16 protein-coding genes are annotated in these 16,512 nt (G+C 61.6%); 9 read left to right on the top strand and 7 right to left on the bottom strand.

Going from position 1 to position 16,512, the window contains the following annotated elements:
* The first annotated feature begins 95 nt into the window (after nt 1-95).
* From BcFMB_RS09495 to BcFMB_RS02730, 3 genes are all read left to right on the top strand, one after another.
* Nucleotides 96-287 (top strand): hypothetical protein, encoded by a 192-nt coding sequence (locus tag BcFMB_RS09495; protein WP_157775055.1) that lies wholly within the window; start codon nt 96-98, stop codon nt 285-287.
* Between the two features lie 87 nt (nt 288-374).
* Nucleotides 375-803, top strand: a complete 429-nt coding sequence (locus tag BcFMB_RS02735; protein ID WP_099720987.1) for a hypothetical protein — start codon at nt 375-377, stop codon at nt 801-803.
* Between the two features lie 149 nt (nt 804-952).
* Nucleotides 953-3,706: a phosphoenolpyruvate carboxylase gene (locus BcFMB_RS02730; RefSeq protein ID WP_099720986.1), complete on the top strand. Its 2,754-nt coding sequence runs from the start codon at nt 953-955 to the stop codon at nt 3,704-3,706.
* Between the two features lie 151 nt (nt 3,707-3,857).
* Here the strand turns inward: BcFMB_RS02730 and BcFMB_RS02725 are convergent, their stop codons facing one another.
* Both BcFMB_RS02725 and BcFMB_RS02720 read right to left on the bottom strand, forming a co-directional pair.
* Nucleotides 3,858-4,070, bottom strand: a complete 213-nt coding sequence (locus tag BcFMB_RS02725; RefSeq protein ID WP_099721703.1) for a MarR family transcriptional regulator — start codon at nt 4,068-4,070, stop codon at nt 3,858-3,860.
* Complete coding sequence (locus BcFMB_RS02720) at nt 4,024-4,827, bottom strand: Fic family protein (RefSeq protein ID WP_099720985.1); 804 nt, start codon at nt 4,825-4,827, stop codon at nt 4,024-4,026. Before BcFMB_RS02720 ends, BcFMB_RS02725 begins: the two co-directional genes overlap by 47 nt.
* A 349-nt stretch (nt 4,828-5,176) precedes the next feature.
* Between BcFMB_RS02720 and BcFMB_RS02715 the strand changes: the two genes are divergently transcribed.
* Nucleotides 5,177-5,512, top strand: coding sequence for a hypothetical protein (locus BcFMB_RS02715; protein ID WP_157775053.1), 336 nt, complete (start codon nt 5,177-5,179; stop codon nt 5,510-5,512).
* Nucleotides 5,513-5,590: 78 nt separating this feature from the next.
* On the opposite strand, the gene BcFMB_RS02710 is transcribed toward BcFMB_RS02715, so the two are convergent.
* Nucleotides 5,591-6,703: a LacI family DNA-binding transcriptional regulator gene (locus BcFMB_RS02710; RefSeq protein ID WP_099720983.1), complete on the bottom strand. Its 1,113-nt coding sequence runs from the start codon at nt 6,701-6,703 to the stop codon at nt 5,591-5,593.
* A 108-nt stretch (nt 6,704-6,811) separates the two neighbouring features.
* On the opposite strand from BcFMB_RS02710, the gene BcFMB_RS02705 reads away from it, so the two are divergent.
* The gene (locus tag BcFMB_RS02705; protein WP_418215001.1) at nt 6,812-7,501 is read left to right on the top strand and encodes a carbonic anhydrase; all 690 of its coding nucleotides are present in this window, start codon (nt 6,812-6,814) and stop codon (nt 7,499-7,501) included.
* Between the two features lie 203 nt (nt 7,502-7,704).
* Here BcFMB_RS02705 and BcFMB_RS02700 read toward each other — a convergent pair whose 3' ends face one another.
* Nucleotides 7,705-8,628 carry a DUF559 domain-containing protein gene (locus tag BcFMB_RS02700; protein WP_099720982.1) on the bottom strand — a complete coding sequence of 308 codons (924 nt, stop codon included), beginning with the start codon at nt 8,626-8,628 and terminating at the stop codon, nt 7,705-7,707.
* A gap of 379 nt (nt 8,629-9,007) precedes the next feature.
* On the opposite strand from BcFMB_RS02700, the gene BcFMB_RS02695 reads away from it, so the two are divergent.
* Nucleotides 9,008-10,348: a hemolysin family protein gene (locus BcFMB_RS02695; RefSeq protein ID WP_099720981.1), complete on the top strand. Its 1,341-nt coding sequence runs from the start codon at nt 9,008-9,010 to the stop codon at nt 10,346-10,348.
* 85 nt (nt 10,349-10,433) lie between these two features.
* Nucleotides 10,434-10,916, top strand: coding sequence for a Dps family protein (locus tag BcFMB_RS02690; RefSeq protein ID WP_024540361.1), 483 nt, complete (start codon nt 10,434-10,436; stop codon nt 10,914-10,916).
* A 204-nt stretch (nt 10,917-11,120) separates the two neighbouring features.
* On the opposite strand, the gene BcFMB_RS02685 is transcribed toward BcFMB_RS02690, so the two are convergent.
* Nucleotides 11,121-11,279 (bottom strand): Rossmann-fold NAD(P)-binding domain-containing protein, encoded by a 159-nt coding sequence (locus BcFMB_RS02685; protein WP_198405437.1) that lies wholly within the window; start codon nt 11,277-11,279, stop codon nt 11,121-11,123.
* A complete protein-coding gene (locus BcFMB_RS02680; protein WP_232513858.1) occupies nt 11,276-12,169 on the bottom strand; it encodes an aldo/keto reductase in 894 nt (297 codons plus the stop codon). The genes BcFMB_RS02685 and BcFMB_RS02680 overlap by 4 nt, the downstream gene beginning before the upstream one ends.
* Between BcFMB_RS02680 and BcFMB_RS02675 the strand changes: the two genes are divergently transcribed.
* The gene (locus BcFMB_RS02675; protein WP_257790240.1) at nt 12,074-12,685 is read left to right on the top strand and encodes a substrate-binding domain-containing protein; all 612 of its coding nucleotides are present in this window, start codon (nt 12,074-12,076) and stop codon (nt 12,683-12,685) included. The two genes, BcFMB_RS02680 and BcFMB_RS02675, sit on opposite strands and share 96 nt — an antisense overlap.
* Before the next feature lie 21 nt (nt 12,686-12,706).
* Here BcFMB_RS02675 and BcFMB_RS02670 read toward each other — a convergent pair whose 3' ends face one another.
* Nucleotides 12,707-14,878, bottom strand: a complete 2,172-nt coding sequence (locus BcFMB_RS02670) for a hypothetical protein (RefSeq protein WP_157775051.1) — start codon at nt 14,876-14,878, stop codon at nt 12,707-12,709.
* A 178-nt stretch (nt 14,879-15,056) separates the two neighbouring features.
* Here BcFMB_RS02670 and BcFMB_RS02665 point away from each other — a divergent pair, with 178 nt between their 5' ends.
* Nucleotides 15,057-16,499 (top strand): hypothetical protein, encoded by a 1,443-nt coding sequence (locus tag BcFMB_RS02665; RefSeq protein WP_099720977.1) that lies wholly within the window; start codon nt 15,057-15,059, stop codon nt 16,497-16,499.
* The last annotated feature ends 13 nt before the right edge of the window (nt 16,500-16,512 follow it).

Here is a 16,512-nt window from a genome sequence, read left to right as displayed (position 1 = left end):
TCTTGGCTGACCATATCTGCAAAGCAACGCAATCAGTCATTTTTTCGAATCATCACCCAAAACATTAGACGCTCCTGCGAAGAAGAATGACACGTTTGAAAATTGAAGTATTTGCCTCAAATAATGAGATAAAATTAAATCTTGACATCATCGCTATATACACTCAGCAAGGGAAGGGAGATATTATGAAAAATAAAAATCTATCTATAACCGCCATAGCTGCAAGCATCATCCTAACATTCCCCCAATCAGCTTTCGCAGCACAACATAAACCAGAATCCAATTGACGCAATCACTACAGTACGCACATAACAACGGTCACGACAACATGACCCGACACGGGCTCCGATATGGCAATATAGGAGGTACGACTGATGCGCAGGATCCACCTATCACAGCATAGATGGCGACAAATCCGCACGTACATCTACAGATTCGTCGCCATCTACATCGCCGCGCTCGCCGTATTCTACATCCTTCTCTCGCACGCACAATCAACCTATGCTTCATACGAAATATATTGGGAAGAAGCTGCAGGGATCGCAACCGACGTAGCCGATTCGAAACCATTGCAGCGCGCCATTGATGTCATCGGCACGAGGCCCTCACCGGAAGGTTGCGCAGACAAGCCCTCCACCAAGAACGTCACCCCATGGGCCGTCCTCGATACGTGGATGCAGCTCCGCAAGAGCACCAATACCATGAAGCAATGCGCCATCAATCAGCTGGAATGGGCTCACGTCGTCATTGATACGGAATCGCGCATGACATCTCACATCATGACCGAAACCAACGGCATGTAACGCAACTGTCGATTCCCCGCGCCTACAATGGGCGTGCAACCGAAGAGAACTCAAGGCTGTGGGCTCGCAACGTCCGATCAACACAACCGCGGAGGAGCCGCGGATGGCCGGAAGACCGAGCAACCTGATGTTCTTAGAAGGAGGTCAATGTGACTGATAACGAACAGATCACGCCTGCGGACGCGGCCATCGTCACGTCCGGCACGGGGACGAAAACCCCCGAAGAGCGTGAGCTGCCCCCCACGCTGCATGAGGACATGGATCTGTGTCTCAAAATCCTGCGCGGCGTGCTTTCCGAATATGACGAATCGCTGCTCAACACCTTCGACACCGTGCGCCAGTACGCCGTCGACGCGAGCGCGGAACGTTTCTCCGGCGTGCTCACCGACACTCACCCCGAGCGCGACGATCTGGAGATGGCCGTCAAGACGATCGACGCGATGAACCTGCACGACGCGCAGCTGCTTGCGCGCGCGTTCACCACGTACTTCCATCTCGCGAATCTGTGCGAGGAGAACTACCGCGTCTCCGTCCTGCACGAGCGTGAGGCGAAGGTGGACGACTCCCTGGCGATCGATCCGGTCAACGAGATGACGAAGGCCTACCACCAGCTGATCGCCGAGATGGGCCCCGCGAAGGCGAAGGAGCTGCTCAACCGTCTTGAGTTCCATCCGGTCTTCACCGCGCATCCGACCGAAGCGCGCCGCAAGGCCGTGGAAGGCAAGATCCGCCGCGTCGCCGACCAGCTCGCCGCGTACCACATGCTGGGCGGATCGGACAAGAAGGAATGCTACCGCCGTCTCTACAACGAGATCGACGCATTGTTCCGCACTTCGCCGATCGCACTCAAGAAGCCGACGCCGGTCGAGGAAGCCGACACGATCCTGGACATCTTCGACAACACGCTGTTCCACACGATCCCGATGGTCTACCGTCGTTTCGACGACTGGGTCCTCGGCGACAAGGCCGGCACCGTCGAACCGGCGTGCCCCGCGTTCTTCCATCCGGGCAGCTGGATCGGCTCCGACCGTGACGGCAACCCGAACGTCACCGCGAAGGTGAGCCGTCAGGTGGCGCGCAAGTTCTCCGACCATGTGCTCGCCGCCCTCGAGGAGGCGACGCGCAACGTCGGCCGCAATCTGACGATGGAAGCGGAGACGACGCCGCCGAGCGACGAACTGCATACGCTGTGGAACCAGCAGAAGGAGATCAGCGAGCGGCTCACAAGCAAGGCATCGCTCATCTCGACGAAGGAGCTGCACCGCGCCGTCATGCTCGTCATGGCCGATCGTCTGCACTATACGATCAAGCGCGACACCGACCTGATGTACCACAGCGCCGACGATTTCCTCGCCGATCTGCGCGTCGTGCAGCGTTCGCTCGCCGAAGCCGGCGACAAGCGCGCCGCCTACGGCCCGCTGCAGGATCTCATCTGGCAGACCGAGACCTTCGGCTTCCATATGGTCGAGATGGAGTTCCGTCAGCATTCGGTCGTGCATGCCCGCGCGCTCGACGACATCCGCGAACACGGCCTGCATGGCGAGCGCGGTGAACTGCAGCCGATGACGGTCGAGGTGCTCGACACCTTCCGCGCACTCGGCGCGATCCAGAAGCGCAACGGCGTCAAGGCCGCGCGTCGCTACATCATCTCGTTCACGAAGAGCGCGAAGAACGTGCGTGATGTCTACGAGCTCAATCGTCTCGCCTTCTCGAACCCGGAGGATGCGCCGGTCATCGACGTCATCCCGCTGTTCGAGCAGCTTGAGGATCTCGAGAATTCGGTGAGCGTGCTCGACGAAATGATCAAGATCCCCGAAGTGCAGGCACGTCTCAAGCAGACCGGCCGCAAGCTCGAGGTCATGCTCGGCTATTCCGATTCGTCGAAGGACGCCGGTCCGACCACCGCGACGCTCGCGCTGCACGCAGCGCAGGAGCGCATCGCCACGTGGGCCGAGGCGAACGACATCGACCTGACGCTGTTCCATGGCCGCGGCGGCGCCGTCGGCCGCGGCGGCGGCCCTGCGAACCGCGCCGTGCTCGCGCAGCCGAAGGGTTCGGTCAAGTGCCGCTTCAAGCTCACCGAGCAGGGTGAGGTCATCTTCGCCCGCTACGGCAATCCGGTGCTCGCGATCCGTCACGTTGAATCCGTGGCCGCCGCGACACTGCTGCAGTCCGCTCCGAGCGTCGAGAAGACGAACACGGAGATGACCGAGAAGTTCGCCCCGATGGCCGACGAGCTCAACAAGGTTTCACATGAAACCTACCTTGATCTGCTCAACACGCCGGACTTCGCGCCGTGGTTCTCCACGGTCACGCCGCTCACCGAGGTCGGCCTGCTGCCGATCGGCTCGCGTCCGGCGAAGCGTGGCCTGGGTGCGAAGTCGCTCGACGATCTGCGCACAATTCCGTGGATCTTCTCGTGGGCGCAGGCGCGCATCAACCTGGCCGCATGGTACGGTCTCGGTTCCGCGTGCGAGGCCTTCGGCGACCTCGATACGCTGCGTCAGGCATATCAGGAGTGGCCGCTGTTCTCGACCTTCATCGACAACATCGAGATGTCGCTCGCGAAGACCGACGAGCGCATCGCGAAGATGTATCTCGCACTCGGCGATCGCGACGATCTGCGCGACAAGGTCCTGCACGAGATGGAGCTTACGCGCCGCTGGGTGCTGCGCATCGTCGGCGATGAATGGCCGCTGCAGCATCGCCATGTGCTCGGCCAGGCGATCCGCATCCGCTCGCCGTATGTGGACGCGCTGTCGGTCACCCAGGTGCTCGCGCTGCGTTCGCTGCGTAAGAAGGTGGACAAGGAAGAGCTCTCGAAGAGCCAGCAGGCAGGATTCATCTACCTGATCCTGTGCACCGTTTCGGGTGTCGCAGCCGGCCTGCAGAACACCGGCTGATACCGGTTTCACTCCTTCGATAGGTGAGGGCCGTGGCATGGGATCGCTCCCGTGCCACGGCCCTCGTCTATTACGTGCGCAATGCGCATGACGACATGGTGCATGGCGCTTCGCCGAAGTCATCGTTCCCAGCGTTGCATTATGGCAACGCTCAGATTTCCGGCATCTCCTCCGACGAGTCCGCTGAGTCCACTCCATCGCCGGAGAAGCGGAACATCAGCGGGCGTCGCTTCGTGTATTCGATGAGTCCGGCCTGTTCAAGTTCCTTGACCACTTTGCGCGCGCTCTGCTTCGACAGTCCGAGATAATGGGCGGCGTCATCGAGCGTCAACGACCGCCATCCGCCGAACTTCTGCTCCTGCATGAGCACGAACAGTACATCGCCCGCATGGGGGGGGGAGAGAGAGCATGTCCATCAGCTGGTCGCATCGATGCCTCAGCCCTTCCACACCATTCATCAGCTGCACCAGATATTCGATGAGGTCGCGCTGCGACTCCATGATCAAGTCGAGCAGCATCATCACGAAGAAGGTAAGCTCGCCATGGTTCAGCTCATCCTCCACCTGCATGAAGGCCTTGTAGTACTTCGGCCTGTTGTGTGCGATGACGCGGGACAGCGGAAGAATCGTGGGCGTTGCAAGCGCGGATTGCAGATTGAGCGCAAGCAGGAACCGTCCGGTGCGGCCATTGCCATCGTGGAACGGATGTGTGTATTCGAAGAGGAAATGCGCGGCGGCCACGGCGAGCTGCACTTCCTTGCGGGTGCTGCGCACGCCTTCGATCTCATTCGTCGAGAGGATCTCGTCACCGATCGCCCGATCGATGTAGTTCCGCTTCATGATCTGCGGAAGCCGGCTCCATAACAACGCCACGCTCTGATCCTGGATGAGCACGTCGTTGAGTTTGATCGTCAACTCGCGCGGCATCGCGATGAACAGTTCACTCAACCTGGTAATGATGCCGGTGCGGAACGTCGAATCGGATTCAAGCTGTTCTCGCGCGGCATGTTCGAGGTTGGTTTCCATGCCCGCGTTCGTATCCATATGGAACAGTGTGGAAAGCTGCCGGTACGTGTCGCCCGTGCCGCGTCCTTCCGTCTCGATTCTGATCCAGATGAGCATAATCAGACGACTGCACCGCCGAATCGGCGTCGTAAATGATAGAAAGTATCAAATAGAGCGCGCATCGCGGCGTGCAACGGGTCGTAAATGATAGTCAGTATCATTTACGCGGCCGAATGTGTGACGGATGGTCATCGATGACTGGGCAGGTAATCGGGGGAAATCGGGAAGGACGATACGGCGCCGCGTCATCGTTGCAATCCATTATACCGGGGGCGGAAGGCCGAGGTCGGGGCGGAATGACGCGCTTAGGATGTCCGGTGGAGCCGGCGGAACGCGCCAACGATCGCAGACGGGGCGCGGAATGTCCGGCGAACGAACACGGATGCAGAGGAAAGGAAGCATCATCATGGCGGAAACCACCGAAGACATGACCCGCACCGGTGAAGCGCTGTACCAGTGGTACACGGTGCTGTTCGAGAACAAGCCGCTCGCACAGTATGAGGACAATATCGACGCGCTGCGCGGACTGTACGAGATGAAGGACACCGACAACAACCGCGATGAGCTGATCGTGGCCGCGTCGCGCATCGGGCTGCCGGAAGCCATCGAGCATGTGCTCGTCGAATGGGTGAACGCCGACCATGTGAAGTCCGACCGTTTCCCGGCGGACAAAGGGTTCTTCTCGCAGGACATCCGCGATCTGATGACGACCGACATCAACGTCTTCGAAGCCGAACACTGAGCGTCACACCGATCACAACATCTGATCGCACGAGCTGGGCCGTGCCGGCCGACGACGGCGTCACCGACACAGCCCAGCTCATCGCTGCGGCGCGACGCGCACCGACTGGCGGATGATCAGGTCAGCAGACACCAGACCCACGCCGTGCTGCGAGTTCGAGAACGCGGGCTCCTCACTCTCGCCCATCAGATACAGCGTCTCGCGCATCGCCATCGTGCCCAGATCGTCGAAATCCTGCCGCACTGTGGTCAGCGGAGGGTACAGATTGCTCATGCCGGGCATATCATCGAACCCGGTCACGCTCATCTCATCCGGCACACGCACGCCATGTTCCAGCAATGCGCGGATCACGCCGATTGCCATCACATCATTCGAGCAGACGGCACAGGTGGGCAGACGGCCGCCGTTCGAACCGATGCTGTCGAGGATGTGGTTCATCGATCGGTAGGCATCGGCCGATTCCCAATCGTGGCACTGCACCGTCACCGAATTCACTTTGTTCTTCGCACACAGCTTGTTCCATGCCACCAGACGCGTGCTCGCGTCGCGCCACTGCCCGGGACCGGCGAAGAACAGCACGTTGCGATGCCCGTGCTTGCGGATCAGGCGCATCACCGACGCCATGCCTCCCCACTGGTCGACGCCCACGAACGACACCTTTCTGCGCTGCGTCCCACGGATCATGCGCAGCCCCTCGCCCACGCTCACCGTCCCGTGCGCGGAGGTGATGATCACGCTGGGCTGCTGCACATGCGCGCGGCAGGCAGTCTGGAACATCGCATCGGTGGGGGTCATAAAGATGAACGCATCGACGCCCTGCTGCATGAACATGCCGCACAGATCGTCGAATTCACGCTGCGTGCATGCGGCCTCCTGCACCATCGCCACCGAAACGAACATCATATGCCGGCGGGCGGCCGCCTCGATCGAGGACAGGACGGTCGCCGGGCCGTGGAAACGCTGGCCTCCGGCGATCATGCCGACCGTGTGCGTCCGATTCGACGCCAACGCGCGCGCGGAATTGCTGGGACGGTAGCCGAGCTCCGCGATCGCGCGCTCCACCTTCTCACGCGTCGGCGCGGACACATTCGGTGAATGGTTGATGACGCGGGAGACGGTCTGGTGGCTCACGCCCGCGAGCTTCGCGACTTCAAACATCGAAGGACGTTGCGACCTTTTTCTTCCGGCCATCGGTACCTCCTACGACCGCGCGCGTTGCAACGCGCGCGACGGCGAAAAACCTCTATGATTTACCTTAGCCTAAGCGCTGCAGCGACCCAACGAACGCACAGAGGAGCCATGATGACCACAACAACCGCCGAAGAAACCACCGCGAACAGCACCTGGAGCCGCATGCTCGCCGGCAACCGCCGGTTCGCCGAAGGCAACGCCACGCATCCGTGGCAGGACAAGGAAACTCGCGAATCGCTCATTGACGCGCAGAATCCGGATGCGGCCGTGCTCAGCTGCTCGGATTCGCGCGTGCCGCCGGAGATCATCTTCGACGCGGGACTGGGCGACATGTTCACGGTGCGCACGGCCGGGCAGATCATCGACGACGCCGTGCTGCAGTCGCTCGAATACGCGGTCGGCACGATGCATGTGAGCCTGCTCGTCGTGCTCGGCCATCAGCATTGCGCGGCCGTGGAGCAGGGCGTCAAAGAACTCGACGCGCTCGTGAAGAAGCTGTCCAAGGAGGACGAGCACGAATCGGAGGTGGTGCGCGAACAGCTGATGGAGGACCTCGACGAGGTCATCCTCTCCTCCGATTCGCAGCTCCTCAAGAACGTCGGCCTGTCCGTCTGGCAGGCGCAGATGGCGGGGCTCGATTCGAACGAGGATTATGAGCAGGTGAACATCGCGCGCACGATCGAGCATCTGGTGACGCATTCGGAGATCATCCGAGAGGCGCTCGCCCATGAGCAGCTGATGATCGTCGGCGCCCGCTATCGTCTGGACTCCGGCCTGGTCGAAGTGCTCAGCTTCTGAGCGCGACGATTGGCCGGCGGTCGGCCGACGGTCGCCGGTCAATCAGCCGTATCTGCGATTTTGGGGTGGGCATCCTCTGAGACTCCTTCTCTAATAGCCCCTAAACCTACCATATACGAACAAAAGCGATAGGAATGACGCGTTTAGAGGCGTAGTCCCAGAGAATACCCACCCCAAAATCGCAGATAGCGCCCGGAGACTACTCAAAGCCAGCGTTTCCAAGCGGCTTCTGAAGCACGACGGCCATCGGTGAGCTGTTCCACCGTCAATGGAACACGGACACGGATCTTGTGTCCCAAGCGGATGCCGATGTGCTGCGCGACGCGCATCGCAAGCGCATGACGGTCACCTTCGGTGCGCATATCGACGGCGGTGACCTGAATGACATCCCAGCCTAGCTCGTCAAGGATTCGCCGGCGCTCCACATCCGCTTCCCATTGATCGGCATGGAACCGGCCATCGTATTCGATGGCGATCTTCAGTTCCGGATAGGCCATGTCCAAATGCAGCATCCGTCCGGTAATTGGATGCACCACGGGATGGTTCACGTCCGGGACGCCGAGACCATATTGATCGAGCGTGACACGCACGCGGCTCTCCATCGAGGAATCGGTATCCTCGCGAATCAGCTTCAGAGCCTTGCAGCATGCCCGGAATCCTTTGACCTTGATTCCTTTGCATCGTTCCCGCAACTGGTCGAGGTACTGCTCGAATCCCATGGCCGATGTGCGTTTGAGTGCAGCGTCGCGCCGCATCATGCTGTCACCCAGCACGACCAATTCCAGCATGCTCAGCATCGGCGCCATCATCACCCATGTGCATTCGGGCGCGGTGCAGCACACCGCATCCGCCACCACCTGTGTTTGGATCGGCCCGCTCCATTGCACATCATGGATGCCGGCAAGCGTATGATGCGCATTCTGCCCCGCGACCACGCGCTCCGGGCGCATATCCTCACCGCCTCCCGAACGACGCATCAAACGGGGCGGCTCGACTTCCAACAATCCCAACGCCGTCATCCGGCAGAACACCGGAGAATGCTGGAGCTTCGATTGCGCCTCGACGCATATACGCAGCATTTCGTCGCGAGCCTCGCGCAATCGCTTGGCCTGATTCGATTCGCTCATACCGGTCACTCAAGCATGCCGGCCGACTCGATGCCACCAGCGGCAATAAATCTGTGGAAATGTGGATAACCAAACTGTTTCCCACACTGTTCCACAATCGTTGCATGAACGTTGCGCCCCTCATTCTCGCTCCTCAGGAACAGTTACCGAACAGCAAGCCCAGTGGCCGTCGTAACACTTCCAAGCGACTAGACGTATCTGCGATTTTGGGGTGGGTCATCCGTGAGACACCGCCGCGAACAGCATCCAAACCCACCATATGCGAACAAAAGCGATAAGGATGGAACACAAAAGGGCGCAGTCTCACGGATGACCCACCCCAAAATCGCAGATAGGCTCTGGGCGGCCGATTGCCCTGCCAATGCCTTACGCTTGAGTCATGTCTTTAGGTTTGAACATTCTGCTCATCTTCGTCTTCCTGCTGCTCGGATCCGTCTTCGCTGGCACCGAGCTCGCACTCGTCTCGCTGCGCGGTTCGCAGATCGACCAGATGGAACATGAGGATGCGCGCGGCGCCCGCGTCGCGAAGATCGCGCGCGACCCGAACACGTTCCTTTCCACCGTGCAGATCGGCGTGACGCTTTCCGGCTTCCTGTCCGCGTCCTTCGGCGAATCGTCGATCTCCCCGTTCATCGTGCCGGTCGTGGAAAGCTGGGGCGTCCCGGCCAAGGTCGCCGCCCCGCTCACGACGATCGTGCTCACGCTCATCATCTCCTACTGCTCGATTGTCATCTCCGAAATGGTGCCGAAGCGCATCGCGATGCAGCGCAACGAGCAAATCGCCCGCGCCGTCGTCCCGGCAATCTCGGTGTTCGCGACGATCTGCAAGCCGATCATCTGGCTCATCGGCAAGAATACGAACGGCATCGTCCGCCTGCTCGGCTTCGATCCGAACGAAACCGAATCCGAGGTCTCCGACGAGGAGCTGCGCGTCCTCGTCAGCTCGAACTCGAATCTGACGAAGGATGAACGCACGATTCTCGACGACGTCTTCGACGCGTCCGAGAAGATCGTCGCCGAGGTCATGCGCCCGCGCGCCGATGTCGCGTTCCTCAACGCCGACATGCCGCTCACCGAGGCCGCCGCCTTCGTCCGCGACATGCCGTATTCCCGCTACCCCGTCTCCGGCAAGGACTTCGACGACATCCTCGGCTTCGTCCATGTGCGCGACCTGCTCGACGTGCAGAATCCCGACGGCATGACCGTTGCCGACGTGACGCGCGAGGGCATCGCGTTGCCGGGCACGTCGAAGCTGCTGCCGAGCCTGGCGCTGCTGCGGCAGCGTGGCATCCACCTGGCCACCGTCATCGACGAGTACGGCGGCACCGACGGCATCGTCACACTCGAGGATATGACCGAGGAACTCGTTGGCGACATCCGCGACGAGTACGACCTGCCTGAAGACCACACGAAGAACGATGGCAACGGAACCGTGTTCGTCAACGGCGTCGCCACCGTAGACGGCAGCATGACGATCGAGGACTTCGCCGACCTGACTGGCATCGAATTGAGCGACGGCCCATACGAGACGGTCGCCGGATACTTCCTTGCGCATACCGGCAAGATGGGCGAGGTCGGCGACACCTACACCTCCGATGACGGCGGCTACACGATGACCGTCACGAAGGTCGACGGCCGCAGGATCGAAACGATCGAAGTGCGCAAGCAGGACGATCATGAAGCCAGCGCATCAAAAGGGGATGAGGAGAATAAGAGTTAGGCTAACAGCTCACACTCAGCCAACATACGGCAATGGCACGTAAGCTCGAGGCAGAACATCCGCCAACATACCGAAAGGAACAACCATGGCACTGTCATTCATCATCCCGGGCCTCGACGAAGCCTCCTCGGAGAAGATCATCGGCATCCTGCAGGAGCGTCTGAGCCAGGAGCAGGAGGCCGCGCTCGTGCTCAAGCATGCGCATTGGAACGTCGCCGGCCCGAACTTCATCGCCGTCCACGAGATGCTCGACCCGCAGGTCGACGAAGTGCTCGCGATGGCCGACGAGACGGCGGAACGCATCGCCGCGCTCGGCGGTTCGCCCTCCGGTCGCCCCGACGACATCGTGCGCTACCGCACCTGGGACAAGTTCGAACTCGAAGGCCGCCAGAACACGCTCGACTATCTGCGTGCGCTCGACAAGTACTACGACTCGTTCATCAAGGCCGACCGCACCGCCGTCGCCGAACTCGACGACCTCGACTTCGTGAGCAGCAACATCATGCAGGACCACGTGCAGAAGCTCGAGCAGTTCCAGTGGTTCATGCGCTCGTTCCTCGTCGACTGATCCGTATCGGCTGAGCCGTCAGCCCAACGACCGGCGGCGGTCATCGTGCTGATGTTTCACATGGAACATGAAACATCGATGACTTTCAGCCGCCGGCGATTACGGGTGAGCCCCGGGTTTCCTCATGCGAGGAGGCCCGGGGCTCACCCATATCCGTTGATTTCAGCTGATTTCAGCATCGCTCAGCGAGCCGCGTTCAGCGACTCAGTAGAAGCTCGGCTTCGCCCATTCGATGCCGGGCTCACCGATGCCGAGGCTTTCACGATGGTAGTCCTGTTTACCGGTCAGCAGTTCGGTGGCGAACTTCGCTACCGTCTCGCGCGTGAGCTGCGCGTCCTTGAACGGTTCGCCCTTGCGCGTCACGAACGCAGTGCGCGCAGGCTCTGCCCGAAGATGCTCACGATGGCCGTCGGATCGCGGTGGTCGAAGAACTGGCTCTCATGCCTATCGAGACCGGCGATCGTAGCCATGTCCTCGTCGCTGAGTTCGAAGTCGAAGACGTCGAAGTTCTCCTCGATACGCTCCTTGTGCACCGACTTCGGAATCGCGACGATGCCGCGCTGCAGCAGCCAGCGCAGAATCACCTGACCGTTCGTCTTGCCGTACTTCGCGCCGATCGCCGCGATCGTCGGATCGGTGAAGATATGATGCTTGCCTTCGGCGAACGGCGCCCACGCCTCGACCTGCACATCCTGCTCTTCGGCGAAGCGCACCTCGTCCTTCTCCTGATACCATGGGGAGACTTCGATCTGGTTGACGGCGGGCTTCACGTTGCTCATCAGTTCGAGGTTGATGAGCTGGTCGGGCGCGAAGTTGGACACGCCGATCGAGCGGATCTTGCCGGCCTGCTGTGCCTCTTCGAGCGCGCGCCAGGCACCGGCGACGTCGCCGTACGGCTGGTGCAGCAGATACAGGTCGAGGTAGTCGAGGCTGAGCTTGCGCAGCGAATCGTCGATGCCCTGCTTCGCCTTCTCGTAGCTGAAGTGGTCGACCCACGGCTTCGAGGTCACGAAGATGTCCTCGCGCGCAACCGGGCTCTTCGCAATCGCGGCTCCGACCGCCTCCTCGTTCATATAGGCCGCCGCCGTGTCGATCAGCCGGTAGCCGGTCGCGAGCGCATCCGAAACCGCCTGCTCGCACACCGCGAGGTCCGGCACCTGGAACACGCCGAAGCCGCGTCCGACGCCTTCACGGCCGGCCATCGCCACCCGTCCGCCGACTCCTCCACACCCGACCCACTGACGATCCGCCATGATCTGATCGACCCGGACGCAGTGCTCGACGAGCTGTTGCTGCGTAAGGCGACAATCGTCATCACCGACCGCAAGATCGACGACCTGCGCGTCGATTCGCTGTATCTGGGTCGCGAATTCCTCTGCGTCGCGATCAACAACTTCAATCCGCTCGCGCAACGCGCAAGCGTCACCTTCGCCGACCTCGCCGGCATGAGCTTCATCGTCGCCTCCGACATAGGCCCGTGGCGTACACTCATCGAACAGCGTATTCCGGGCGCGCAGTTCCTGTACCAGCAGGATCTGGGTTCGCTCGAGCAGATCAGCCGCTATTCGGCCTTCCCGTTCTTCTATTCCAACCTCACGCGCTCGTCGCATGACGTCAACGGGCGATTCCTCGTGCACACGCGCACATCGGTGGCGATTGACGACCCCGCCAACCGTATCGATTTCTACGCGACCTTTCTGACCGGCAACCGCCGCGCCGCACTGCCGATCCAGCAGCGTCTGGCGCAGCGCTGGCCCCGCGAATCGTGAACGGAACCCTGCGCGCAGCCACTACAGCAGCAGGTCGTCGTGCGTGTTCACCGACAGGAACATGACCCGCCCGGCGGCGTCGCGCGAGAAATGCAGACGATACTGACCGTGCACGTTGCAGCGGTAGATCGCATTGCCCTGTTCATCCTTGCGCCCGGGGTTATCCCCTCCCCTGCCGGTGCGCAGCTGATGCTGCCGCAGCCCGTTGAGCGTCTCCTTGCCGGCGAGCACGAGCACCATCGTGCGGATCAGCGCCCAGCGTGACATGTCCCCGTGCTCGCATTCCGCCAGCGAATCGAAGAACTTCTCCCCATACGACCACGGCGCCAGCGGATGCCGCTCGCGTTCCTCGACCGAGAACTGCAGCAGCGACTGCGCCTGCAGCTGCCAGTCGAGCTCCTCACGAATCGAGGCGAACCTTCCGCTGAACGGCGCGAGCGGTTCGTTCTCCTCGATTGCCTTCTCGTAGACGCGATTGCGCCGTACCAGCTCGGCTTTCTCGTCGCGCAGCCGTTCGTTGACGCGCGTCAGTTCGACGTTCGCTCCCCGTGTCTCCATAAGCTGCCGGTGCATCGTGCGAATCGTCGTGCTCGCCGACTCCAATGTATCGACCGATTCGAGCAACGTCTCGATCGGCACATCGGCGAGACTGGTGCGCGCATACGCACGTGACAGATACGCCAACGCGTCTGCCGTGTTCAGCCACGCGGGACCTTCCGGCAGCAGATTCGGCGGTTCGACGACCGTGTCCGTCGATGCCGGCAGCGTGAACAGCCAGTCATCGGCGTCGCGCGCGACGACGCGCAGCGCAATCGTTGTTTCACGTGAAAACACCTGCCGCAGATCCATGTCGATGTTCACCGCCGTGCCGGCGAACAAATCCGCCCCGCGCACTTCGACCTCGACCGTCGGATACAGCATGACCTTGAGCATGTCCGCGCACACATACGTGACGAGCCCCGCGACGACGGCTTCCGGCGCATATTCGCACAGCGCGTCCTCGGCGTCGATCCAGTCGGGAACGATTTCGAACCCGTCCTCGCCAACGGCATACCCATGCAGATGCTGCCCTTTGCGCAGCAGCGCAGCCGTCGATATCGACTTCGGCAGCGTCGGCGGCAACTCGATCGTCGCCTTGCGCGGCATCGGCTCGTCGTTCGCTCGCACATACGCCGTGGAATCGATGATCATTTCGACGACGCCGTCGACGAGTTCGCCGTATCGTTCGTGCGCGGCGACGGCGGTGGCAGGTGACGCATCATCCGCATCGTCGTCGTCCGTGCCGACGCTGTAGCCGTCCGCATATGCGGTGTTCCACACCATTTCGGCGAGTTTGGCGACGACATCGGCGCTGTCCTCGCGGCCACGCACATAGAACAGCTTCGAATGCGTACGGTCAGAACCGTTGCGCGGCGGGAAGAATCGGCATGCGCCATGATAGGCGAGCGCCCAAGGCGGCAGATGGTCGCACAGCCATTGTTCGGTCTGCTGATCGGCGATGACGAAAACGACGGCGGCGTCCTCGATCTCGTCAAGCAACGCCGCCACGTCCAGATACGGCCGTGCATCCTCGGACGCGAGCGAGACGAGGATGCACGGGTATTCGCGGCTCGACGACATGATGGCTTCGCGGCACAGCAGAGCGTGCGCGAGATCGATATGAAACGAATGGCGGGGGCCGCGCACATCCTCAAGACTCGGCTCCTCGGCCGGCGTATCGGCGCGACTGTTCGGCGGCCGCGAAACCGGCACGGACGACGGCGCGGCAGGTCGAGCGGCATGCGTGGCGCGCGGCTCGCGCGCTGCGTCGATGACCTCGTTCAGTTTCTCGTCGATGCGCGCCAGATATGCCGGTTTGGACACCGATGGCAGCACGCAGGGAACGAGCCGGTAGTCGTCGCGCCACTGGTCGCCGGGAGGGAAGATGCGCGTCGCGCCATGGTAGGGATCGACGGTGTCGAGCTGATTGCGCGCCGATTGCTGCACGGCGTTGGCGAGCAGCACCGTCACCGCACGCGAGCCAACGGTTGCCCGCACCTGGTCGAGAGGAACGTACGGCTTGCCTTGCGCATCCTCGGACAGCAGCACGCAGGGGATGTCGCGCGTCGACCTGCGCAGCCAGTTGACGAATTCGGGCAGCGCGAAGGGATCGCTGATGGTCGTGCCGTCATAGGCGTTACGCGTATCCTTCATGTCGGCCCCTTCGCCCATCACGTCCCCGTTGGTGGTTCAAGCATAGCAGGGACGGACACGGATATAATGCAGCGCTCCTCGCAAACAATGCTCCCAATATTGAGCGTCGTCGGCGTGCCACGTCGCCGGTCGCCTACACTGTAGTCAACCGGCGATGAAGGCGAGCGAGGGGGGCGATATGGATACCGCGTGGCAATACATTCCGATGGCGCGCACGCGCATCGTCACCGCGGAGGATGTGGTGCTTGAATTCCAGAACGACCTTCCCGCCAGTGTGAGCTTCTGCTGCCCGTCATGCAACCAACCGGTGCATCTCAACCGCGGCAATATCGAATATGCGGCCATTGCCGGAACCCCGCGGCAATGTACGCGCGCCCGCTCGCCGAGACGTCCGCATGACGCTCCCCGCAGAACGGTGCACGCGCATTTCAAGCATACGAAGAACAATCCGGCCGCGAAACTGTGCGATCGCTATCAGGCCTCCATCGGCGCGCATACGCCTTCGGTTCCGCCTGCGCTGCCGATGTTCCTACGCAGGGACCGCAGCTCCGTGAACACTGCGACCAACGCCGACAATCCGCACACGGCCACGTTCCATCTGGAACTGTCGGTCCGCCGGAGGTCGCTCGGCTGCGATCTCATCAACGAACTGCGCGCTGATCATGCCGTGCTGACCGTCGATCACGATTCTCATAGCCTTGCCGACCTTGTGTCCGACCGCCGCCGCACCATACGCCTGAAGGATCCCGCATTCCAGCTGCGTGCGCGCATCACCGTTTCGGAACGCTGGCAGCGCAATGTGGGCGTTCCCGAGGACGGCGAGCGCGCATTCGTCTTCACCGCCGAATTCGGTCCGAACGGCGGCCGTCGTCTCACCGCCGGATCGTCGTTGCATGCCGGCTTCGACTATTACGTGATCGTGCGTCCGCGTGAGCTGCATGTGCTGCAGACCTGTTTCGACATCGCCAACGCCGTCGGCACATTGCCGTCGTCGCATGGCGATCTGCTCGTCGTGCGCATCGTCACGCTGGAGGATTCGCTGCAACGCGGCCAGGCCAACTTCTGGCTCGCCGACCATGGCTTCCGATTGACAAGCCTTGATCTGGACGCCGTTCCCGTCTGGCCGCCCCAGCTGCACGCCAACGGCATCGACGAACCGTTATTCACCAAGAGTTTCCAGATTTATCAGACGCCGTTCGCGACATGTGACGACGTGCAGGTATCCGATACGATCGATTTTCCGCCGTTGCATTGCGACCTCCCCGATCCCCGCCGCGCGGGACTGCTGGGCTTCACGCAGATCGGGCGTCGCTGCACGCAGACCGAAGGCGCCTGCTGCTTCCTACGCGCGAATGGCCATCTGCCGTGGAGCGCCTACGCGCTGTCACGGGCATATCCCGAAGGACTCGACCTGGCGGATCCGCCCGACTTACGTCCGGCCGAGCCTTCCGCAGCCGCTGACGCCGCCGTGTCTTCATCTTCCGCGCCGACACTGCAACGAGCGCAGCGGCAACGCGCCAACAGACACTACGACGTGGCGCAGATGCGCGCCGGACTGCCGACCTGCCACGGCTTGCCGTCCGCCGTCACCGTCGCCCGAATCCGTTCCGCACGCCGATAACGACCACACACAA

The sequence above is a fragment of the Bifidobacterium choerinum genome (assembly GCF_002761235.1).
Taxonomy (GTDB): Bacteria; Actinomycetota; Actinomycetes; order Actinomycetales; family Bifidobacteriaceae; genus Bifidobacterium; species Bifidobacterium choerinum.
Note: the sequence above shows the minus strand (reverse complement) of the source record. Positions and strands in the feature narration are given on the sequence as shown.